A 20,639-nucleotide genomic window follows, 5' to 3' on the forward strand; every position below is an offset into this window, starting at 1 on the left:
CCTGAGCGAGGGGTGGCCTTATTTCCGCCACATTTCCGCCTTATTCAGGGAAGGCAGATTGTAAAATTTGAATAAATTCGGGCGCAAGACCTGAATACTTGAGGCAGATAAGGGTAGATATGGCCGATACAACGCTGTTGTTGAACGGTTTCAGCATCATTGGCGACCCACAGACCAACACGAACGCCAGCAATGGCGGCGAGTTGATGATCCATGACGGCACGGCCGTGTTTGACGGGGATGACATCATTGTCTTTCACGTCGAAGGTGCAACCGCGGATGGTGTTTTGACCGGGGATTCTGTGATTGTCGGTGTGACGGTCTATGATACGGCCTCTGATTATTTCAATGATATTTCAAAATATGAATATACAGCGCCGCCGGGAGGCGGAGCCACTATCGACGTGGGCCGCAACACAATGGGCGACCGCTATCTTGAGTTTGACGCCTCATCCCTGACCTCGACAGACCCGGATGCGCCAACCCTTGATCAACTGGCTTTGGTGTCCGGTGTTGATGTTCTGGGGGCATTGGGCGCCGCGAGCGGTCCGTATCGTGTGCCGACCAACGAAGATATCGACCTGAATGGCGATGGCGTTATTACGCCTAACGAAGCCGCAGACGGCAGTTTTTCAAACAACCTCAATATTCTGGCCGAGAACCTTATCGTCTGTTTCGCGTCGGGCACTCTGATTGAGACGTCCACAGGGCCGCAGGCGGTCGAGACACTGCGCAGCGGTGATTTGGTGAATACGCTTGATGACGGGCCACAGCCGATCCGCTGGATCGGGGGCACGACGGTCTCGGGCCTGGGCGCCAATGCCCCGGTTCTTATCCGGCGCGGGGCGATTGGCAATCTGCGCGACCTATGGGTGTCGCAGAACCATCGCATTCTGGTCACCGGCGCCGCAGCAGAGCTTTTGTTCGGTGAGGCACAGGTTCTGGTGGCGGCTAAACATCTGGTCAACGACCGCACCATCCGCATCGTGCCTTGCGAAACGGTCGCCTATTGGCATTTCCTGTGCGACAGCCATCAGATCGTCTTTGCCGAGGGCTCGCCGGTCGAGAGCCTCTATCCCGGCCAGCAATCGCTCAAGGCGGTGACCCCGGTTGAGCGCGATGAAATCATTGCGCTGTTTCCCGATCTGGGCGCGCAGGACTGCGATTATGACATGTCGCGCTATACCCTCAAACGGTTCGAGGCAGAGGCGCTGCGGCTGATGGCCTAACCGATTGGGCCGGGGCGGCGTTCTTCGCTTAAAAGCACGTTTGCCTCTACATCCCCGACGCCCGGCAACATCATGATTCTGCGGCGCAAAACCCGTTCAAAATCTGAAATATCGCGGGCGACCACCCGCAGGCGGTAATCATAAAGCCCAAGGATATGCTCGACCGTCTGCACCTCGGGGATGGCCGAAACCGCGCGCTCGAAATCCTCAAGGCTGACCCGGCCCTTGGTGGCAAGCTTGACCCCAAGAAAGACCGTTACGCCAAAGCCCAGCTTTTCGTGATCGAGATCCAGCCTCTGACCCTTGATTACCCCGCTGTCGTAAAGCCGCCGGATTCGCCGCCATGCGGCGGGTTGCGACAGATCCAGCTTGCGCCCGAGGGCACTGGCGCTGATTGTGGCGTCTTGCGTGAGGGCGCGCAGGATAAGGCGGTCGGTCGTATCAAGCTCGATCATAGCGGCAGCCCCTCGTCGGATTTGATCCGCGCCACATGCATGAGCGCCTCGATATCGGCGATATGGGGCAGGGTCAGGATGGCGCTGCGATAGATCTGTTGATAATGGGCCATGTCGCGTGCAATCACCGAAAGCCGCAGGTCGACACGGCCAAGAAAGGTTTGAATTTCAACCACATCCGGCACTTTCCTCGCGTCTTGCATGAATTCGTCAAAGGCGCGCGGTTGGGTTTTATCAAGCGTTATGCGCAACGACACTTCAACCTCGTAGCCAAGCGCGCGCCAGTCGATCACCGCGCGATTGGCGCGGATCACGCCAGACGCCTGCATCTTGTCCAGACGGCGCGCGCAGGTGGCTGGCGTGACCCCGGCCAGCTCTGCAAGGTCGGCCGGGCCAAGCCTCGGGTCGTGCTGATAGTGGCGCAGGATACGACGATCGGTGTCATCAAGCATGAAATTTTACCTAAAACGAATTTCAACGAATGAATATCACGAAAACTGCGTAAATCTAATGGTTTTTGCCCGAAATTTTGGCACGTACCCTCTATTCTGCGCCCAGACCAATCAAAAAGGAGAACGCCATGCGCGTCTATTATGATCGTGACTGCGATATCAACCTGATCAAGGACAAGAAAGTCGCCATTCTCGGCTATGGCAGCCAGGGCCACGCCCATGCGCTGAACCTGCGGGATTCGGGCGCGAAAAACCTTGTCGTCGCCCTGCGCGAAGGCTCGAAGAGCGCCAAGAAGGCCGAAGGCGAAGGCCTTAAGGTCATGGGCATCGCCGAAGCGGCGGCCTGGTGTGACGTGATCATGTTCACCATGCCCGACGAACTTCAGGCCGAGACCTATAAGAAATACGTGCATGACAACATCAAGCCCGGCGCGGCGATTGCATTCGCCCACGGCCTGAACGTGCATTTCGGCCTGATCGAGCCGAAAGAAGGCGTCGACGTCATCATGATGGCGCCCAAGGGCCCCGGCCACACCGTGCGCGGCGAATATGCCAAAGGCGGCGGCGTACCCTGCCTTGTTGCCGTCGACAAGGACGCCTCCGGCAAAGCGCTTGAAATCGGCCTGAGCTACTGCTCGGCGATCGGTGGCGGCCGCTCGGGTATCATCGAGACCAACTTCCGCGAAGAATGCGAAACCGACCTCTTCGGCGAACAGGCGGTTTTGTGTGGCGGCCTCGTAGAGCTGATCCGCATGGGCTTTGAAACCCTGGTCGAGGCCGGTTACGCGCCGGAAATGGCCTATTTCGAGTGCCTGCACGAAGTGAAGTTGATCGTCGACCTGATCTATGAAGGCGGCATCGCCAACATGAACTACTCGATCTCGAACACTGCGGAATATGGCGAATACGTTTCCGGCCCGCGCATCCTGCCTTACGACGAGACCAAGGCGAAGATGAAAGCGGTTCTGACCGATATTCAAAACGGCAAATTTGTGCGTGACTTCATGCTTGAAAACGCCGTTGGCCAGCCGTCGTTCAAGGCGACCCGTCGCATCAACGACGAGCACCAGATCGAAGCCACCGGCGCCAAACTGCGCGGCATGATGCCGTGGATTTCTGCCGGCAAACTGGTCGACCAGGAAAAGAACTAAGCGGGCGTGGGTTTCACCCACCCTACGCAGGGTCGACCTGTCGTGATGTAAATTGGATTGACCCCGGCGCGGTGCCGGGGTTTTTTCGTTTCAGCCCCAAGGAAAGTCGTGCAAATGCCTGAGATCACTGGAAAAAGCTGGGCCATGGTGGGCGCGCTCGGGTTCGTCTGGGGCGCGACGTTCCTTGTGATGTCGCTCGCGCTTGAGGGCATCACGCCGTTTTGGCTTGCGGCGGCGCGTATCACCTTCGCAACCGTTTTGATGATTGCGATCTGGGGGCTGCGTGGCTTCAGGTTGTTCGAGGAGCCGCTTGGAAAGCGCAACATTTTCAATCTCTTGGTGATCGGCGCACTCAGCAGCGCGGTGCCCTTCATGCTGCTGAGTTGGGGGCTGCAATCGGTCACCTCCGGCTTTGCCGGGGTGTCGATGGCGGCGGTCGCCCTCATGGTCCTGCCGCTGGCGCATTTCATGGTGCCGGGCGAGCGTCTTACCCTGCGCAAGATGGTTGGTTTCGTGATCGGCTTTGTCGGCGTGGTCCTGCTGATCGGCGGGCAGGCGTTCGAGACCACCGGCAACGCGATGGAGCCGCTCGGCCGTCTCGCCTGTCTCGGGGCGGCGGCGTGCTATGCGCTCAGCTCGGTTCAGATGCGCGGCCTGCCCAAGGTCGATCCGATTGGGTTGAATGCGGTGACCTTGCTGATCGGGGCGGTGATCGTGATTGCGGCGGCCTTTTGGGCCGAGGGCGCGCCGCCCGCAACCGACCGCAACACCCTTTATATCCTGATCTTTCTCGGCATGGTGCCAACGGCGGGTGCAAGCCTTTTGCGGGTTCTGGTGATCCGCTCGGCGGGGCCGGTGTTCATGTCGCTGGTGAACTACCAGGTGCCCGTCTGGTCGGTCGTTCTTGGGGCGCTGATCCTGTCAGAGCCGCTTCCGACAAGCCTTTTGCTGGCGCTCTCGCTGATCCTCGGCGGCGTCGCGCTGAGCCAATATGGCGCGCTCAGGCGGCTCTTCGGACGCGGCTAGACGCCAAAGGTCGCGGCTTGCCAGAGTTGCAAAGCGGCGCGGGTTTCGGCCACGTCATGCACGCGCAGCATCTGCACGCCCTGCGCCACACCACCAAGCGCCACCGCCAAAGAGCCGGGCACACGGTCGGCGGCAATCGGCGTCTGGCTCAAATCGCCGATAAAGCGCTTGCGCGAGGCCCCAAGCAAGATCGGGCAACCAAGCCCGTGAAACAGCGACAGGTTCTGCAAAAGCGCGAGGTTATGCGCCTGCGTCTTGCCAAAGCCGATGCCGGGATCGGTCATGATCGCCGCGCGCGCAATGCCGAGTGCCACAAGCGCGTCGATCCGCGCCGCAAGCCAGTCATAGACGTCAAGCACCACGTTGTCATAGCGCGGGTCGCGCTGCATGGTTTCGGGCGTGCCCTGGGCATGCATGATACAGACGGGCAGGCCGCTTTCCACCGCGTAGGGCGCAAGGTCGGGGTCAAAGGTAAGCCCGGCCACATCATTGATCAGGTCGGCGCCCGCGCCACGGGCGGCGCGCGCGACCGGCGCCTTGCGGGTGTCGATCGAGATCGGCGTGGCGATCTCTGAGCGGATCGCGGCAATCACCGGCTGGGTGCGCGCGATCTCATCCTCGATCTCGACAGCCGGGGCGCCGGGGCGGGTCGATTCGCCGCCCACGTCGATCATCGCCGCACCCTGATCGGCCATGGCGCTTGCATGGGCGATGGCGACGGCGGGGTCAAAATGCTGACCACCGTCAGAGAAACTATCCGGGGTGACATTCAGGATGCCCATGATCCGCGGCGCGTCAAAGCCGATCCCGGCCATCGGGGCGCGGGGCGCGGTCAGGTGCTCGCGGATATCCTCGGGCAGGTCGGCGGCGGGCATCAGGTAGGACGGCGCATCCCGGTGCAGCACTTCGACCGTATCAAACCAGCACCAGCCCCCGGCAAGGCACAACGCGCCGGAGGGGCGGGCGTGATCGGTTCGGGCAATCGGGCGGAAGTAGCGCGATGTCATGCTCAAAGCCCCGATTGTGCGATGTCCTGAAGGTGGACGGGCACAGGGCAGGAGGCCGGCGCATCCTCGCCGATGATCAAAAGGTCAGAGGCCTCGATATGGCCCGCGAACCACGCCGCAAGGGCGACCGGATCATCGGTGGCAACGCCCGGCCCGTCAACCGCATCAAGCACGATTTTTGAGGGGGCCCAGACGCTGATCTGGTCGTTCTTCATGGCCCAGTCAAGCTCGGTCCGGGTGGCGACCACGACACAACGGTCATCGCGCCCGCCCAGCACCCAGGCGTTTTGCTCCATCGCCAGAAGATCAACCCGACGCTGGGTCATGCGGTGCCCGGTTTGCGGCGCGCTCAGGTCGGCGCGCCCGACGCAAAGGATCACCGGCTCGGCGCGGGCATCAAGCTGATCAAGCCAGGCCGCAAGGTTGGCCGAGCGGATCGCCGGGTTGCTCAGAAACACCACATGCGGATGCGGCGTGGTGTCGGCATGCGGGCTTGCGGGTTTGGTTGCCAGATCATCCACCGAGCGCACGATTTCAACGCCAAGCGCGCCGGGGCCACGGTCAAGCTTTTCGATGCGCACGAAGGTGCGGACGGCTTGCGGCTCAAACAGGATGCGCTCGGCGATCCGCTCGGCCAGGGTTTCAAGCAGGTTAAGGCGCTCTGCGGCCAGCTCTGCGGCGATGGCCTCGGTCACCTTGTCATAGCTCAGGATGCGGTCGACATCATCCTCAAGCGGGTCGGTGATGGGGCGGACCTCGACCACGACGCTGAAAGAGATCCGTTGGGTGGTGCCGCGCTCGGCCTGAAAGGCGCCGATCTCAACCTCGACCGTGTGATCGCGCACTGAAATGCGGTCAAGCGGGCCGTCGGGCGCGGTCGCATGGGCGCGCTCGGACGGGTGTTCAAAGGCGAGGCGGATTTCATGGCTCATAGGGCGCTCCGGGGTCTTGGGGCGGTCTGTGCCCATAGCGGCGGCATAACATGCGCGCGCCGTGGGGTGAATGGGGGAATGCGACGAATAGGCAGGCGACTGCGGCAGTGGCATGGGTAGGGTGGGTGAAACCCACGCTCATACCTTCGCAACGAAAACAGGCCCCGGATTTCTCCGGGGCCTGTCTTTGTTCATGTCTGCCGGGGCCTAGTGGGCCGGGGACTTGTCCCAGTCTTCGCGCTTGGGAAGCTGCTCGAACGTGTGTTCGGGCGGCGGCGAGGGCAGGGTCCATTCCAGCGTATCGGCGTATTCGTTCCAATAGTTGTTCTCGGTGATCTTGGCGCCACGCATCAGCGTGTAGATCACGAGGCCAAAGAAGAACACGAAGCTGGCGAAAGAGATGAACGCACCAACCGACGACCAGTAGTTCCAGAAGGCAAACGCCTCGGGATAGTCGATATAGCGGCGCGGCATGCCCTGACGGCCAAGAAAGTGCTGCGGGAAGAACGTGAGGTTCGCACCGATGAACATCGCCCAGAAGTGCAGCTTGCCTGCCCACTCGGGGATCATCCGGCCGGTCATCTTGCCGAAGTAGAAGTAAATCCCGGCAAAGATGGCAAAGACGGCGCCAAGGCTCATCACGTAGTGGAAGTGCGCGATCACGTAATAGGTGTCGTGATAGGCCCGGTCCACAGCCGCCTGGCTAAGAACGATGCCGGTCACGCCGCCAACGGTGAACAGGAACAGGAAGCCGAAGGCCCAAAGCATCGGCGTCTTAAACTCGATCGAGCCGCCCCACATCGTTGCGATCCAGCTGAACACCTTCACGCCCGTGGGCACCGCGATCACCATCGTTGCAAGCATGAAATAGGACTGCTGGGTCAGCGACATGCCGACGGTGTACATGTGGTGCGCCCAGACGACGAACCCGAGAACACCAATCGCGATCAGGGCCCAGACCATCGGCAGGTAGCCAAAGATCGGCTTGCGCGAGAAGGTCGAGATCACGTGGCTGATGATACCAAAGCCCGGAAGGATGATGATATACACCTCGGGGTGACCAAAGAACCACAGGATGTGCTGATAGAGAATCGGGTCGCCACCGCCTGCGGGGTCAAAGAAGGTGGTGCCAAAGTTGCGGTCGGTCAGCAGCATTGTGATGGCGCCCGCCAGAACCGGCAGCGACAGCAGGATAAGCCAGGCTGTGATGAAGATCGACCAGGCAAACAGCGGAACCTTGAACAGGGTCATGCCCGGTGCGCGCATGTTGAGGAAAGTGGTGATCATGTTGATCGCGCCCAGAATCGAGCTTGCGCCCGACACGTGCACGGCAAAAATCGCCAGATCCATCGACATGCCGGCCTCGTTGGTCGACAGCGGCGGGTACAGAACCCAGCCCACGCCCGAGCCAAGTTGACCGTTGCCGCCCGGCGCCAGAAGCGAGGCAACACCAAGCGAGGTGCCCGCAACATAAAGCCAGAACGACAGGTTGTTCATCCGTGGGAACGCCATATCCGGCGCACCGATTTGCAGCGGCATGAAGTAGTTGCCAAAACCACCGAACAGCGCAGGAATAACAACGAAGAACATCATCAAAACACCATGATAGGTGATCATGACGTTCCAGAGGTGACCGTTGGGCGTACAATCTGCCGTGGCCTGAGCGATGAAACGTGCGCCTTCAAGGCACATGTATTGAACGCCCGGCTCCATAAGTTCCATCCGCATGTAAACGGTGAAAAGAACCGAAATCAGGCCGAAGATTGCCGAAACGATCAGGTAAAGGATACCGATATCCTTGTGGTTCGTGGACATGAACCAACGGGTGAAAAACCCGCGCTGATCTTCGTGCTCGTGGCCGTGAATGGCTGCATCTGCCATTGTTTGCCTCCTGCTGGTGTGTTGCTAGGCGCGAGGTGAGAGCCGTTCTCACACGCCTGTGATCCCTATTGGTTTTAAAGCGGATGCCCGGGCGCGGCAATGCGCGAATTTGATCCAAATCAAAGAATTTTGTCGCACCCCCCTTGCGGATCACGGGCCAAGCCCCGTCCTGCATCGAATTGGCCCGGCCCGCCAACGGCCAATCCTATGTGCAAAAGCATGAAGCCGGGGTTAAAGCCGCACCGGCGGCGCGGTTTTCGCGCCTTGCGCGCTTGGGCGGCGGACATGAAAACGCCGCGCAAAACGGGTTTGCGCGGCGTCTAGGTGTTCAGCGTCGAAAACCGGTTTATTCGGCAACCTTCGCCAGATAGGCCGCCACATCTTCGGCGCCCTTGCGAAGCTTGAAGGTCATCTTCGAGCGGCTTCCAAGGTAACCGCTGGGGTCGGTGATGAACGCGGCAAGCTCGGCCTCATCCCAGACAAGCCCTTCTTCGCCCTTGGCGGCCAGACCGTCAGAATACTTGAAGTCCTCGGCGGAGCCTATCGTGCGGCCAATCACACCGTAAAGATTCGGGCCGGTCTTGCCGCCCTTCACGATCGTGTCGCTGTCGGATGCGATCATGTGGCAGGCCTTGCATTTTTTGAAGTCTTTTTCGCCTTTTTCGGCGTCGCCCTCGGCCAGTGCGGGAAGGCTCAGCGCGATAAGCGTGGCGGAAGCTGCAAGAATTGTCTTCATAAGGTACCTCATTAGCATGTTGATCCGTGCGTCTCGCCATAACCATAGCCCGGCACAGAGGGCTTGCAACCTTGAAGTTCGCAATCAGCGGCGTGTCGCTTCGTCAAAAGGTCTGAACAAAGCAGCGTTGCAAGGCGACATCCAGATCGTCCATCCCCACCGGCAGACCGAGATCGACAAGGCTTGTGACGCCGTGTTCGGTGATGCCGCAGGGCACGATGCCGGTGAAATGCTCAAGGTCCGGCTCGACGTTGATCGAGATGCCGTGAAAGCTGATCCATTTGCGCAGGCGGATGCCGATGGCGGCGATCTTGTCTTCGGCGCGCTGTCCGGTGACGCTCAGCGGCTTGTCGTCGCGCGCGACCCAGACACCGACCCGGCCCTCGCGGATTTCGCCGGTCACGTTGAATTCACCAAGCGTCGCGATCACCCATTCTTCAAGCTGCTGCACGAAGAGGCGCACGTCGCGCCCGCGCTTGCCCACATCAAGCATCACGTAAACCACACGCTGACCGGGGCCGTGATAGGTGTACTGCCCGCCGCGCTTGGACGGGTAGACCGGAAACCGGTCCGGATCGGTCAGATCGGCCGGTTTGGCCGAGGTGCCGGCCGTGTAAAGCGGCGGATGTTCCAAAAGCCAGATCGCTTCGGCCGCCTCGCCGCTGGCGATTCGCCCGGCGCGCTCTTCCATCGCGGCCACCGCCTCGGGATAGGGGAAAAGCCCGTCCGAGCGGTGCCATTCAACGCCGTTTTCATCAATTGCGAAGGGTATCGTGAGGGGCAAAGTTCGACTCTTTACGGATATTTGGGAAGAAATGTGCTATGGTTCGAGAAACGTGTGCTGTACCTGATTAGGGGAGATGAACGATGTTTACAAAGCGATTTGTCATGAGCGCGGTGGCGGCCAGCATGGTTGCGATGCCCGGAACGCGCGCGGCGGCGGATTTTGCCGATGGTCTGGTCGGCGGTCTTGTCGGCGGCGCGGTGAGCGGGGTCATCGTGAACGAGAGTGCCAAGGCGCGTGAGCGCAAGCGGGCAACCACAACCACACGGACAAGGACCTACGCACCGGACAAGACCTACCGTGCCCCGGTCAATTCGGTGGCGCGCCAGCAAGTGCGTGAAGAACAGACATCACTCAATTACTTCGGCTTTCCTGCGGGCACGCCGGATGGCGTGCGTGGGCGCAACACGCGCAACGCCGTTTCGCAATTCCAGGCGCATATGGGCTATCCGGTCACCGGGTATCTGGCCGATTACGAGCGCCAGTTTCTGATCAGTTCTTATTACCGTGCCCAAAGCAGCGGCGCCGCCACCGCACAATTGATCGCGCAACGCGGTCAGGGCACGCGAGGGTTGTTGCATGCCTATCGTGACGAGGCGGCCGGTGTGCCGCAGACCTATGCGGCCGTTCCGGCGCCTGTTCCGGCGACGCAAGCCCCCGTAATGGCCGCGATTCCGCAAGAGGCACAGGTGCCACAGGCCAAGACCGGGCTGGCGGCGCTGCCCAATCTGATGGCGTCGGGCGGGGATGGTCCATCACTGGCCTCGCATTGCAACCAAATCAGTTTGCTGACCAATTCGAACGGCGGCTTTGTGACGGCGGCCTCGCTGAGCGATGCGCGGTTTGCGCTGAACGAACAGTTCTGTCTGGCTCGGACCTATGCGATCGCCGAAGGAGAGACCATGGCGGGGCGCCTCAAGGGGGTGTCACCTGCGCAACTCGAGGAGCAATGCCGTGCCTTTGGTCCAGCGATGCGTGATCACGTTGCGGCCCTGTCGCTCAGTCCCAAGGACGAGGTGGTGCGTGAGGTGCGCGGATTCGTTTTGCAGTCGGGGCAATCGCCGGCACAACTTTCGGGGACTGCCAAGATTTGTCTTTCAGTGGGATACCGCATCGACAACATGAATGTGGCACTTGGCTCGGCGCTGTTGCTGACGGCGCTTGGCGAAGAGGTTTACGCCGAATTGATGGGCCATCATCTGAACGAGGGCTTTGGCACAACGCGACGCCCTGATTTGGCCCTGGCCTGGTATCAGGGGGCGGTCGAGGCCGTAGAGCGTGGTGCAGAGCCGGCATTCGCCCCCGGAGATGCGGCCCGCACGGGCCTTATTCGCAAGGCGGCGTTCCCCTCTGATGGGGCAAATAACACCGGCGATTCACAGACGGTCCAACCCGCGTCGACGCTGCCGACCTTTACCTTGGAGTGAGGCAATTGCCTTTGGCATGAAAAACCGGAGGGGCGATGTATTTTGCCCCTTCACAAGCCCGAACAGTTTGCTTATACGGCGCGAAACTACCTGATCACGTGCGGTCGTGGCGGAATGGTAGACGCGCAGCGTTGAGGTCGCTGTGGGGTAACACCCGTGAGAGTTCGAGTCTCTCCGACCGCACCATTTCTTCTATAAAAGCAATACTTATCAGTGGCTTATAGAGATTTTTGGGTTTTGCTCCCCACATATTCCCCAATTTCCCCTCGGGGCTAGTGCTTTGATTTGCGAATTTTGGCAATTGTCCTGCCGTCGCTAGATGCGAATTCGATTGGATTGTCTCCGAGTGAGATATGGGGTTAGGATTACGTCGCGTGAGCGGAGCTTCCCACCTCCTCCGCCAAAAATACCATTAAATTGCTTTAAATCAGTGGCTTACATCAAAAAGGGACTGTCAGCCCCGCATTTAAGCCGCCAATCGAAGTGGAAACGACGTAAGCGTCCGGTCTGACCGCCCCTATGGCGCGGTTTTCCATGGGAGCAGGTCGTCGACGCGGTTGATCTTGTAGTCTGGGATGCGGGCAAGTGTGTCGGCGAGCCATGCTTGCGGATCGATACCGTTCAGTTTGGCCGTTTCGATCAAGGTGTAGGCAATGGCGGCAGCTTTACCACCGGTCTGTGATCCAACGAACAGATAGTTTTTGCGCCCGATGGCGACTGATCGCATCGCGCGTTCTGCGGTGTTGTTGTCCAGTTCCAGAATGCCGTGGTCGAGGTATGGCCGAAGGGGCGGTTCATTCCCAAGGATGTGGCGATTTTGCTGCCGATCATGCAAAAGCTGGTGGACACCTGCACCTTCAGCCTCGGGCACAAGGAGCCGCCGCTTGACGTCTGGGGCCAGCTTTCGCGCAGCTGCGACGGCACCATGGCCGAGATCAAACGCCAGATTGCAGGGTGACCCACGCCCGGTCGGGCAGGGCGATGATCAGGCGCTCAACGCGTGTTGCTGATGATCCTCAAGCACCATCTGCGAGAGTTTTTCACCGATCATGATCGCGGGCGCATTGGTGTTGCCCGACACGATTTCCGGCATGATCGAGCAATCCGCCACCCGCAGTCCGGTGATTCCATGCACGCGCAGCCGCTCGTCGACCACCGCATCCGGGCCCTGGCCCATCTTGCAGGTGCCGGTCGGGTGATAAATCGTCGTCGAGAAATTACGCGCCCAGTCAAGCGTGCCTGCGTCATCGTCAAGATCAAGGCTGGCGTCGGGACGGAACTCGGATGAGATCATCGCGCTGAGCGGCGCATGCTTGGCGATCCGGCGGGCGATCTTGATGCCCTCGACCACGGTGCGACAATCGGTGTCGGTCGCAAGGTAGTTGGGGTGGATCTTGGGGTAGGTCACAGGATCAGCCGAGGCAAGCCGGATCTGGCCACGGCTTTCGGGGCGCAGCTGACAGACCGACATGGTAAACGCCGAGAACGGATGCACGCCCTCGCCGGGGCTGTCGGCGGACCAGGGCTGTACGTGGAACTGGATGTCCGGCGTGTCCACATGATCGCCGGTGCGCATGAACCCGGTGGCAAGGCTTGCGGCCATCGCCATCGGCCCCGAGCGCGACACCGCGTATTTCAGAGCGATCTTTGCCTTGTTGAACAGGCTGCGCACCTCGTCATTCAGGGTCGCCTCGTTGCATTTGAACACAAGCCGCGCCTGCAGATGATCCTGAAGGTTCTGGCCGACGCCGGGAAGATCGCGGCGCACCTCTATGCCGTGCTCGGCCAGGTGATCGGCGGGCCCAAGCCCCGACACCATCAGGATTTGCGGTGAATTGATCGCGCCGGCCGAGAGAATGACTTCGCGCGCCGCGCTGAGCGTATGCTCGGCCCCCGCGCGGTCGCGGTAGACAAGCCCGGTCACGCGGTTGCCCTCAAAGGTGAGGGTGCGAACCTGCGCATGGGTGAGGATCGTCAGGTTCTTGCGCTCGCGTGCGGGGTTAAGAAACGCCACCGCCGAGGAACAGCGAAAGCCCTTGCGCGTGGTCAGCTGAAAATAGCCGACGCCCTCTTGGCTTGCGCCGTTGTAATCGGGGTTGAACGGATAGCCGGCCGCCTGCGCCGCCTTGACCCAGGCATCACAGATCGGGCGGCTGATGCGCATGTTCGACACCGACAGGTTGCCGCCGGTGCCGTGAAACTCATCCGCGCCGCGTTCCTGATCCTCGGAGCGTTTGAACAGCGGCAGAATATCATCCCAGCCCCAGCCGCGATTGCCCATCTGCTGCCAGCGGTCGTAATCCTGCGGCTGTCCACGTACGTAAAGCAAGCCGTTCAAAGAGGACGAGCCGCCAAGCACCTTGCCGCGCGGCCAGTCAAGGCGGCGCCCGTTCAGGCCGGGGTCGGCCTCGGTCTTGTAGCACCAGTCAAGCTTGGGGTCGTGCATGGTCTTGAAATAACCGACCGGGATATGGATCCACGGGTTGAGATCGCGCCCGCCTGCCTCGACCAGAATGACCCGCACCTTGGGGTCGGCGCTCAGCCGGTTGGCAATCACACAGCCCGACGATCCAGCCCCGACGACGATAAAATCCGCTTGCAAAACGCGCCCCTCCTGAAGGTTGTTGAAAAAAAGTCTAGGCAGATTGCAAGAACTATACTAGCATTTTTTGATACTAAGAGTCTCAAAAATGGAATTCAGGGAGGAATGACAATGGGAATCAATCATAAAATGGGCCAGATTTCGCGGCGGGATTTGTTCCGTCTCGCGGGGCGTTACGGCATGAGCTCGACCTTGCTTGCCGCCGGCAGTTTTGGCGGCGCGATGAGCCTTGCCAATCTGGCGAGCGCGGCCGAATCGACCTATGAGCGACGCTTTTCCAAGCCCGCCAAGCATACACTGAAATTCGGCGCGGCCGGCTTTAATGCCCGTAACCTTCTTATTGAGCGGGCCGGCGCCCTTGAATTCGCCCGTGATCTTGAGTCGCGTACCGACGGCGAAATCCGCATCGAATTTATCGGTGACAACCAGATTTGCGGCCAGCTCTCCTGCGTTGAGAAAACCCAGCAGGGCATCGTCGACATCTATGCCGCCTCGACTCAGAACTCGGCCGGTGGCGCGCCCTATCTCAACGTGCTCGACTATGCCTTCATGTTCCCGGGTCGCGCGTCGCAGTATCATTTCATGTATCACCCCAAGAGCCAGGAAATTCTGCGTGACCCGCTTGAAAAGCGCCACGGTCTGAAATTCCTCTTCAGCCACTGCGAATTGCGCGGCATTCAGCTTGGCCTGAGCTGGGAAGACAAGCCGACCGTGACCAAGCTTGAAGAGCTGTTCGGCACCAAGAACCGCGTCACCGGCACACAGCTTGGCCGCATCGCGATGCAGGCGCTGAACCTCAACCCGGTGCCGGTGGCCTGGGAAGAAACCCTTGACGGTCTCAAGCAGGGACTGATTGACGGCGCCGAAACATGGGCCTCGGCCGTGGCCTATGCCAACATGTCCCCGGTGGTCAGCCAGTGCGTCGATCTCAAGTTCTTCTGCGGCACCGAGCACACCTCGATGAACGCCTCGGTGTTTGACGGGCTTGAGGGCTATCTTCAGGATGCGGTGATGGAATCGGCCTATTGGGCGCAGGTCCACGTGCAGGCGGCCAACGAGGCGGCGCTTGTCAAAACCGTCGGCTTTAGCGACCCGCAACTGCCCGGCACGATCTTTGCGCAGAACAACGTGCGCAATGCCTTCCTTGCCGACGATCAGATCAAGATGGCCGAGGAAATGTGTAGCCCCGAGTTCCAGCCCCAGCTCTGGACCGAGTGGCGTGACCGTCTCAACAAGTGGTCGGGTGGTCTTGATACCTATCAGGAAATCTATGACGTCGCGCGCGAAGTGCCCGCCGACATGCTTCCCGAGAATGTCGAGCCGCGCCGGTGGTGGAAAGGCTAAGCCACGCCCGATACTTTCAAAAAGGGCTGGTGCGTGAGACCCGCGCCGGCCCAGATGCACGGCCATAAGCACCACAGCCAAAAGGAACATAGCGGATGTCCATCCTGTCCGAAGCCTGGGCCATCATTCCGGCCTTTGCCAGTAACGACTCTTGGGAAATCAATCAGGCCCTGCGCACCTCCGGGGCCTGGGTTTTTGGTGGTGTCCTGCTATTGCTTGGTTCGATGCTTGTGCTCTGGCTGTACAAGCGTGTGCCGCTTCTGGACAAGCATCTGGAACGCACGATCATGGTCTATAGCTATCTGCTGATTGCCGCGATCATCTTTGTCGAAGTGTTCCGGCGTTTTGCCATGAACCAACAGGTGCCCTGGTCAACCACGGTGCCGCCGCTCTTGTTCATGATCATGGCCTGGTACGGCTGTGCCTATAACGTGCGGCTACGCACCCATCTTAGCTTTGCCGAGTTTCGCACGATGATGCCCCGTCTGGGCCAGATGATTACCCTCGCTCTTGATGCGGTGTTGTGGTTCGGGTTCTGCGTCATCGTCTTTACCGCTACGATGCGGGTGACCGCGCTTTCGGCGACCAATTTCCAGATTGTGAGCGGCACCGACAATGTCATGCTGTGGTGGTTCCTGGTGACCATCCCGGTCGCCTTCGTGCTGATGAGCGCGCGGGTGCTTGAAAACCTGCTGGAAGATATCGCCAGATACAAATCAGGTGAGCCGCTGATCAAGCAGGCCATCATCGGGGAGGAACCGGCATGACCGACGGTACATGGGTCACGTTGATCTCGCTTGGGGTCACTTTCTTTTTCATGATGGGCGTGCCGGTTTTCCTGGTGATTGCCTATTGGGTCATCGGCTGTTCTTTTGTTCTTGGGCTGACGCTCGATAACATGGGGGCCGAATTGCTGAACGTGTTCAGCAAGGGATTTGCCCTTTTGGCGATGCCGCTTTTCATTCTGACGGGCGATCTGATCAACAAATCGGGCATTGCGCGGCGGCTATCGGATTTCGCCTATGCCTGTCTTGGCTGGATGCGCGGCGGGCTTGCGATGGCGGCGCTTGGTGCCTGCGGGCTTTTCGCCGCGATCTCGGGGTCCAACAGTGCCACCACGGCGACGATCGGCTCGATGCTGCACCCTGAAATGGTCAAGGGCGGCTATGACGAACGCTTTTCCGCGGCCACCGCGGCGGCGGGCGGCACGGTCGGGATCATCATCCCGCCCTCGATCATCTTCATCGTCTACGGGTTCCTGATGAACCTGCCTATTTCCGAGCTGTTCGTGGCCGGTATCCTGCCCGGCGCGATGATGGTGGTCGGCATGCAGTTCGCCTGTTGGGTGATCTGCCGGATCAACGGCTGGGGTCACCTTATTCCGCTGCAACTCAACCGGGTTCTCAAGACCGCCTTTGGCGCATGGCTTGGCTTTTTCGCCATCGGCCTTGTCCTTTGGGGCATCTACACCGGCAAGTTTTCCCCCACCGAGGCGGCCGGCGTGACCGTTGGCTTTTGCGTCATCGCGGGGCTGGTCAGCTATCCGCTCAACAAGTTGATGCGCGGTCAGCGCGATCTGCCCGCCGTCGAGCGGTCTTATGCGGGGATGCTGGTGGTTGACGGCTTTCGGGTGCGCGACATCCCGTCGATCGTGGTGCGCTCGGCGCAGATTTCGGGCATCCTTGCGCCGCTGATCGCGATTTCCGTGGTGATGCAGCAAATCCTGTCGCTGCTTGGCGCACAGGCGGTGATCGGCGATTTCGTGACCTCGATGGGCGGCTATCACGCGGTGCTTTTCACCTCGATGGTGATCGTGTTCTTTTCCGGCATGGTGCTTGAAAGCCTTCCCGTCACCATCATCCTTGCCCCCATTCTGGCGCCGATTGCGGCCTCGGTCGGGATTGATCCGATCCACTTTTCGGTGATCTTCCTTGTCGGCGCGTCCATCGGGTTTATCACCCCGCCTTACGGGCTTAACCTTTATGTCGCATCGGGCGTTACGGGCGTTCCGTATTTCAGATTGCTACGCTATACGGTGCCCTATCTTATCGTATTGATAGCCGTGTGGATATTGGTAGCCTTGGTGCCCTTCTTCTCGACCGTGCTATTGCCACAACATTGAGGAAAGGCTGGGCATGGACGGGGACAAGCACGATACCATCCCGACAAACCTGCGCCTGCTGTCCGTGATAGAAGAGATGGCGCGCGCAGGCGTGCCGGTTACCCCGACCGAGGTGAATGCAAGGCTTGGCCTGCCCAAGCCGACCATTCACCGGCTCTTCATGACGCTTGAGGAAGAAGGCTTTGTGCAGCGCGACCTTGACGGGCGCAGCTATTCGCCGGGGCCGCGCCTGCGCACCATGGCGGGGGGAATCCTGTCCTCTCTGAGGATCAGAACCGCCCGTCAGGCGATCCTGAAAAAGCTGAGCCGCGAGATCGGCGAGACCTGTAATATCGCGCTGCCGGACCGCGACGCGATGATCTATGTCGAGCGGGTCGAGACCGAATGGCCGCTGCGCATCCAGCTTCAGGTGGGTACGCGGGTGCCGTTCTATTGCACCGCCAGCGGCAAGATGTACCTGAGCTCGCTGGTGCCCTCGCATCTCAAGCGGTATCTGGCGGCGACCGATCTTGTCGCCAGAACGCCCAACACCATCACCGATATCGACCGGCTTCTGGCCGAGATCGAAACCATCCGCGAGCAGGGCTATTCGCTCGACCGCGAAGAATTCCTGACCGATATGATCGCGCTTGCGGTTCCGCTTTGGGATACCAACAACCGGCTGATCGCGACGCTGTCGTTTCACGCCCCGACGCAACGCTTTGATATCGCCCGCGCGCTTGACTATCGCGGCGCGATGCATGCCGCCGGCAGAGAGCTGTCGGCGCTGATCACCTAGGCATGTTGCTCAAAAGTGGGAACCGGTTTTGAGCTTCTCGAACATGCCAAATCAATAGGTCTAGGTTATCTCGGGAAAGCTTTCCCAGATCAGGCGCCCGGTCTCGTCAAGCTTGTCAGGTGAGCAAAACAGCGAGATTGTCATTCGTGCCTGCCAGTCGCGCCCGCCCACGCGCACCAGTTGACCGCTGGCCAATTCCTGCGTGACCGAGCTTTCTGGCACCCAGGCCACGCCGCTGCCGCCCATGGCGCGCCGCTTGAGCGCCTCGGCAAGCGCATCCCGGTAACGCTGCACAAGCGAGGTGGTGCGATCACCGATGATCTGATCGACGACGGTGCCGAGAAAGGTGTTGGGGTCGTAGGAGAGGTACGGAATGTCCTGCCCGGTCTTGCCCGGCAGATACCAGCCCTTGCGCGTCGCAACCTCGGCCTCGGCCACCGGCAACAGGGTCTCGCGCCCGATATCCTTGCGCACGAACTGGGTCTCGTCCATCACCGGCGCCACATCCTGATGGCGGTAATACAGCAGGAATTCGCAGGACCCCTCGGCAAGCAATTGGCAACAGGTCGAGAGGCTGTCGGAAATCACCCGCGTGCGCAGATCTGGATGCGCCGCCTCAAGCGCGCCCAAACGCGGCGACAGGAAATTGAGAGAGATCGCATGCAGCACCGCAAAGCGCTGAAACCGGGTGTCGGCACTGGCGGTCTGGCGGATCGCCTGTCGCGCCTCGGTGAGCTGGGCGATGGTATCCTGGGCAATCGGCAGGAACGCCGCCCCGCCCGGTGACAGGCGCACCGGATAGGTCGCGCGATCAATCAAAGGCTCGCCAAGCCAGTTTTCCAGCGACTTGATACGACGGCTAAACGCCGATTGGGTGATGTTTCTCTCTTCCGCCGCGCGGGTGAAATTGAGTGTGCGCCCAAGGCAGACAAAGTCGCGTAACCAGTTGATATCCATCACCCATCCCCTCGCGTATCGCGATCAGAATGCGGGGGTTTCACGTGTTATGCAAGATTGGAATAGTTTCAGACCATGTTTGAATTGGCATTTTCACGCCGCTCTTGCCTAGGCTTGAAACATCAAAATAAGGCCGATCAACGGTCAAACCCCAATTGCGCAACACCAACAGGAGAAAGTTATGACACTTACAAGCAAAGCGCTGGCCCCGATGATCGCCGCCGCCGCAATCGCAACCACCGCCCTTCCGGCAACGGCCGAAACCGTGATCCGCCTGTCGACCTATGTGAACGAGGCCGATATCCGCTATGACGGTTTTGTGCATTTTGCCGAGCTGGTCAGCGAAAAGACCGGCGGCAGCGTCAAGGTTGAAATCTTCCCCTCGTCCACGCTGCATGGCTGGTCCGAGGGTGTGGATGCGGTTCAGGGCGGCGTCTCTGACATGAGCTGGATTCCCGCCGACGAGCGTCTGCCCTGCTATCGCGTGACCTCGCTTTACCCGGTGGCGATTGACCTTGAAAACCAGGTCGAGCTTGACGCGGGCTATGCCGCTCTGGTCAAGGACGAGGCGGCCAAGGTCAATCTGATGCCGGTCTTCAATTCGAACTATTCCTACGACCAGGAATGGTGGTTCGAGGATGGGATCGAGGATCTGGGCAAGCTCGATGGCAAGCTCGTGCGCTCGATCGGGCCGCTGGTCAGCCTGATGATCGAGACATGGGGCGGTCAGCCGGTTTTCGTGGCCCCCAAAGAGGTGTTCCAATCCGCCGAGCGTGGCGTGGTTGACGGCATCAACATGGGCGTTGCCACCTATTCAAGCTGGAAGCTCTGGAGCGTGATGCCCTATATGGTCAACGCCAACCTGTTTTACGGCAACGTCAACTACATGATGAACATGGACAAGTTCAACGGCATGACCGCCGATGAACAGGCCGCCGTTCTAGCCGCGGCGAGCGAGACCGAAACCTGGCTCAAGCCGCGCTATGAAGACTGGGTTGATCAGCGCGTCGGCAATGCGGTGATGAAGGGTGGCGGCGCCGCCGTTTCCATTCCGCAGGAACAGCGCATGGCCCTGATCGACAGCGTGCAGGGCACCTGGGACAAAGAGGTCGATGCGGCCTGTGGCGCGGAACTTGCCGGCAATATCCGCGCGCTTTTCGCCTCGCACGCACCTTAAGTCGCGCCAAGTCGGCCCGCCCCTCGCAATGCCGGGGCGGGCCTGTTCCGCAAAAACGGAGGCAGTCGCATGTCCCTCTCTCGTATGATCGCGCTGTTTGAACGCGTGGTGATCTTTATGGCCGCTCTCGGGGGCGTCATCGTCCTGATACAGATGGTCTGGATCAGCTATGGCGTTTTCACCCGCTATGCGATGAACGCACCCGACCGGATGGTCACCGAGGCAACCGCGCTTTTGCTGTTTCCTGTGGCCTTTGCCGGGCTCGCCTATGCGCTGCGCGAGGATGCCTATCCGCGCGTCACGATGCTGACCGACCTGTTTCGGCCAGCGGTGCGCAAGGGCTTTGCTCTTCTCAATATGGGGCTGATGCTGGCGGTGGGGCTGTTTTTCTCGCTCGCGGCGATCAAGGCCACCACGGGGGCGTTCAAATCCGGGGCCTCATCGGAAATCCTGCTCTGGCCGCGCTATGCGTTCTGGGCGCCGGGGGCGGCGGCGCTGATCCTGTTTTCCATCTACGCGGCCTTGCGGTTGGCACGGCTGGTGGTGACACCGGCCAGCGACCTGAAATCGGAGATCTGA

Annotated in this window: 20 protein-coding genes, 1 tRNA gene and 1 pseudogene; 12 read left to right on the forward strand and 10 right to left on the reverse strand. The window is 60.3% G+C overall.

The annotated features are described in order from the left end of the window. Nucleotides 1-119: 119 nt before the first annotated feature. Nucleotides 120-1,229, forward strand: coding sequence for a Hint domain-containing protein (locus tag ROG8370_RS08225; RefSeq protein ID WP_085826603.1), 1,110 nt, complete (start codon nt 120-122; stop codon nt 1,227-1,229). Here the strand turns inward: ROG8370_RS08225 and ROG8370_RS08230 are convergent. Both ROG8370_RS08230 and ROG8370_RS08235 read right to left on the reverse strand, forming a co-directional pair. Beyond that, nucleotides 1,226-1,684: an Lrp/AsnC family transcriptional regulator gene (locus ROG8370_RS08230; protein WP_085826604.1), complete on the reverse strand. Its 459-nt coding sequence runs from the start codon at nt 1,682-1,684 to the stop codon at nt 1,226-1,228. The genes ROG8370_RS08225 and ROG8370_RS08230 overlap by 4 nt on opposite strands. Next, nucleotides 1,681-2,136, reverse strand: coding sequence for an Lrp/AsnC family transcriptional regulator (locus tag ROG8370_RS08235; RefSeq protein ID WP_085826605.1), 456 nt, complete (start codon nt 2,134-2,136; stop codon nt 1,681-1,683). The genes ROG8370_RS08230 and ROG8370_RS08235 overlap by 4 nt, the downstream gene beginning before the upstream one ends. A 110-nt stretch (nt 2,137-2,246) precedes the next feature. Between ROG8370_RS08235 and ilvC the strand changes: the two genes are divergently transcribed. Both ilvC and ROG8370_RS08245 read left to right on the forward strand, forming a co-directional pair. Further along, the gene (ilvC, locus tag ROG8370_RS08240; protein ID WP_370738330.1) at nt 2,247-3,287 is read left to right on the forward strand and encodes a ketol-acid reductoisomerase; all 1,041 of its coding nucleotides are present in this window, start codon (nt 2,247-2,249) and stop codon (nt 3,285-3,287) included. A gap of 114 nt (nt 3,288-3,401) precedes the next feature. Beyond that, on the forward strand, nt 3,402-4,313 hold the full coding sequence (locus tag ROG8370_RS08245; RefSeq protein WP_245827272.1) for a DMT family transporter: 912 nt from the start codon (nt 3,402-3,404) through the stop codon (nt 4,311-4,313). On the opposite strand, the gene folP is transcribed toward ROG8370_RS08245, so the two are convergent. The 5 genes from folP to lipB form a co-directional block, all read right to left on the reverse strand. Beyond that, nucleotides 4,310-5,320 carry a dihydropteroate synthase gene (gene folP / locus ROG8370_RS08250; RefSeq protein ID WP_085826607.1) on the reverse strand — a complete coding sequence of 337 codons (1,011 nt, stop codon included), beginning with the start codon at nt 5,318-5,320 and terminating at the stop codon, nt 4,310-4,312. The two genes, ROG8370_RS08245 and folP, sit on opposite strands and share 4 nt — an antisense overlap. Before the next feature lie 2 nt (nt 5,321-5,322). After that, nucleotides 5,323-6,252, reverse strand: a complete 930-nt coding sequence (locus ROG8370_RS08255; protein ID WP_085826633.1) for a dihydroneopterin aldolase — start codon at nt 6,250-6,252, stop codon at nt 5,323-5,325. A gap of 207 nt (nt 6,253-6,459) precedes the next feature. Further along, complete coding sequence (gene ctaD, locus ROG8370_RS08260) at nt 6,460-8,133, reverse strand: cytochrome c oxidase subunit I (protein ID WP_085826608.1); 1,674 nt, start codon at nt 8,131-8,133, stop codon at nt 6,460-6,462. A 346-nt stretch (nt 8,134-8,479) separates the two neighbouring features. Then, on the reverse strand, nt 8,480-8,869 hold the full coding sequence (locus ROG8370_RS08270) for a c-type cytochrome (protein WP_085826610.1): 390 nt from the start codon (nt 8,867-8,869) through the stop codon (nt 8,480-8,482). A gap of 103 nt (nt 8,870-8,972) precedes the next feature. Further along, entirely contained in the window at nt 8,973-9,653 is a 681-nt protein-coding gene (gene lipB, locus ROG8370_RS08275; protein WP_085826611.1) for a lipoyl(octanoyl) transferase LipB, read from the reverse strand. 83 nt (nt 9,654-9,736) lie between these two features. Here lipB and ROG8370_RS08280 point away from each other — a divergent pair, with 83 nt between their 5' ends. Next, on the forward strand, nt 9,737-11,080 hold the full coding sequence (locus ROG8370_RS08280) for a peptidoglycan-binding domain-containing protein (RefSeq protein ID WP_085826612.1): 1,344 nt from the start codon (nt 9,737-9,739) through the stop codon (nt 11,078-11,080). Between the two features lie 100 nt (nt 11,081-11,180). Continuing rightward, nucleotides 11,181-11,266, forward strand: a tRNA-Leu gene (locus tag ROG8370_RS08285). 331 nt (nt 11,267-11,597) lie between these two features. Here the strand turns inward: ROG8370_RS08285 and ROG8370_RS08290 are convergent. Beyond that, nucleotides 11,598-11,858, reverse strand: a pseudogene (locus tag ROG8370_RS08290) (transposase domain-containing protein); the annotation flags it as partial. On the opposite strand from ROG8370_RS08290, the gene ROG8370_RS20530 reads away from it, so the two are divergent. Beyond that, the gene (locus ROG8370_RS20530; RefSeq protein ID WP_170925202.1) at nt 11,847-12,038 is read left to right on the forward strand and encodes a hypothetical protein; all 192 of its coding nucleotides are present in this window, start codon (nt 11,847-11,849) and stop codon (nt 12,036-12,038) included. The pseudogene ROG8370_RS08290 and the gene ROG8370_RS20530 overlap by 12 nt on opposite strands. Nucleotides 12,039-12,065: 27 nt before the next feature. On the opposite strand, the gene ROG8370_RS08295 is transcribed toward ROG8370_RS20530, so the two are convergent. After that, complete coding sequence (locus tag ROG8370_RS08295) at nt 12,066-13,682, reverse strand: GMC family oxidoreductase (protein ID WP_085826613.1); 1,617 nt, start codon at nt 13,680-13,682, stop codon at nt 12,066-12,068. A gap of 111 nt (nt 13,683-13,793) precedes the next feature. Here ROG8370_RS08295 and ROG8370_RS08300 point away from each other — a divergent pair, with 111 nt between their 5' ends. The 4 genes from ROG8370_RS08300 (at nt 13,794) to ROG8370_RS08315 (ending at nt 17,926) form a co-directional block, all read left to right on the forward strand. Continuing rightward, the gene (locus ROG8370_RS08300) at nt 13,794-15,026 is read left to right on the forward strand and encodes a TRAP transporter substrate-binding protein (protein ID WP_085826634.1); all 1,233 of its coding nucleotides are present in this window, start codon (nt 13,794-13,796) and stop codon (nt 15,024-15,026) included. A 95-nt stretch (nt 15,027-15,121) separates the two neighbouring features. After that, entirely contained in the window at nt 15,122-15,793 is a 672-nt protein-coding gene (locus ROG8370_RS08305) for a TRAP transporter small permease (RefSeq protein ID WP_085826614.1), read from the forward strand. Next, nucleotides 15,790-17,148, forward strand: a complete 1,359-nt coding sequence (locus ROG8370_RS08310; protein WP_085826615.1) for a TRAP transporter large permease — start codon at nt 15,790-15,792, stop codon at nt 17,146-17,148. Before ROG8370_RS08305 ends, ROG8370_RS08310 begins: the two co-directional genes overlap by 4 nt. A 13-nt stretch (nt 17,149-17,161) precedes the next feature. Beyond that, entirely contained in the window at nt 17,162-17,926 is a 765-nt protein-coding gene (locus tag ROG8370_RS08315; protein WP_085826616.1) for an IclR family transcriptional regulator, read from the forward strand. Between the two features lie 60 nt (nt 17,927-17,986). Here ROG8370_RS08315 and ROG8370_RS08320 read toward each other — a convergent pair whose 3' ends face one another. Continuing rightward, nucleotides 17,987-18,883, reverse strand: a complete 897-nt coding sequence (locus ROG8370_RS08320; protein ID WP_085826617.1) for a LysR family transcriptional regulator — start codon at nt 18,881-18,883, stop codon at nt 17,987-17,989. A gap of 181 nt (nt 18,884-19,064) precedes the next feature. Between ROG8370_RS08320 and ROG8370_RS08325 the strand changes: the two genes are divergently transcribed. Both ROG8370_RS08325 and ROG8370_RS08330 read left to right on the forward strand, forming a co-directional pair. Then, nucleotides 19,065-20,060 carry a type 2 periplasmic-binding domain-containing protein gene (locus ROG8370_RS08325; protein WP_084732733.1) on the forward strand — a complete coding sequence of 332 codons (996 nt, stop codon included), beginning with the start codon at nt 19,065-19,067 and terminating at the stop codon, nt 20,058-20,060. Nucleotides 20,061-20,129: 69 nt separating this feature from the next. Continuing rightward, a complete protein-coding gene (locus ROG8370_RS08330) occupies nt 20,130-20,639 on the forward strand; it encodes a TRAP transporter small permease (protein WP_085826618.1) in 510 nt (169 codons plus the stop codon).

This window comes from Roseovarius gaetbuli, from assembly GCF_900172365.1.
GTDB classification, from domain to species: domain Bacteria; phylum Pseudomonadota; class Alphaproteobacteria; order Rhodobacterales; family Rhodobacteraceae; genus Roseovarius; species Roseovarius gaetbuli.

Bases quoted from the DNA above. Each gene is read 5' to 3' on its own strand.
- ROG8370_RS08225 (WP_085826603.1), top strand. From the start codon at position 120: ATGGCCGATACAACGCTGTTGTTGAACGGTTTCAGCATCATTGGCGAC.
- ROG8370_RS08230 (WP_085826604.1), bottom strand. From the start codon at position 1,684: ATGATCGAGCTTGATACGACCGACCGCCTTATCCTGCGCGCCCTCACG.
- ROG8370_RS08235 (WP_085826605.1), bottom strand. From the start codon at position 2,136: ATGCTTGATGACACCGATCGTCGTATCCTGCGCCACTATCAGCACGAC.
- ROG8370_RS08245 (WP_245827272.1), top strand. From the start codon at position 3,402: ATGCCTGAGATCACTGGAAAAAGCTGGGCCATGGTGGGCGCGCTCGGG.
- folP (WP_085826607.1), bottom strand. From the start codon at position 5,320: ATGACATCGCGCTACTTCCGCCCGATTGCCCGAACCGATCACGCCCGC.
- ROG8370_RS08255 (WP_085826633.1), bottom strand. From the start codon at position 6,252: ATGAGCCATGAAATCCGCCTCGCCTTTGAACACCCGTCCGAGCGCGCC.
- ctaD (WP_085826608.1), bottom strand. From the start codon at position 8,133: ATGGCAGATGCAGCCATTCACGGCCACGAGCACGAAGATCAGCGCGGG.
- ROG8370_RS08270 (WP_085826610.1), bottom strand. From the start codon at position 8,869: ATGAAGACAATTCTTGCAGCTTCCGCCACGCTTATCGCGCTGAGCCTT.
- ROG8370_RS08280 (WP_085826612.1), top strand. From the start codon at position 9,737: ATGTTTACAAAGCGATTTGTCATGAGCGCGGTGGCGGCCAGCATGGTT.
- ROG8370_RS08300 (WP_085826634.1), top strand. From the start codon at position 13,794: ATGGGAATCAATCATAAAATGGGCCAGATTTCGCGGCGGGATTTGTTC.
- ROG8370_RS08305 (WP_085826614.1), top strand. From the start codon at position 15,122: ATGTCCATCCTGTCCGAAGCCTGGGCCATCATTCCGGCCTTTGCCAGT.
- ROG8370_RS08310 (WP_085826615.1), top strand. From the start codon at position 15,790: ATGACCGACGGTACATGGGTCACGTTGATCTCGCTTGGGGTCACTTTC.
- ROG8370_RS08315 (WP_085826616.1), top strand. From the start codon at position 17,162: ATGGACGGGGACAAGCACGATACCATCCCGACAAACCTGCGCCTGCTG.
- ROG8370_RS08320 (WP_085826617.1), bottom strand. From the start codon at position 18,883: ATGGATATCAACTGGTTACGCGACTTTGTCTGCCTTGGGCGCACACTC.
- ROG8370_RS08325 (WP_084732733.1), top strand. From the start codon at position 19,065: ATGACACTTACAAGCAAAGCGCTGGCCCCGATGATCGCCGCCGCCGCA.
- ROG8370_RS08330 (WP_085826618.1), top strand. From the start codon at position 20,130: ATGTCCCTCTCTCGTATGATCGCGCTGTTTGAACGCGTGGTGATCTTT.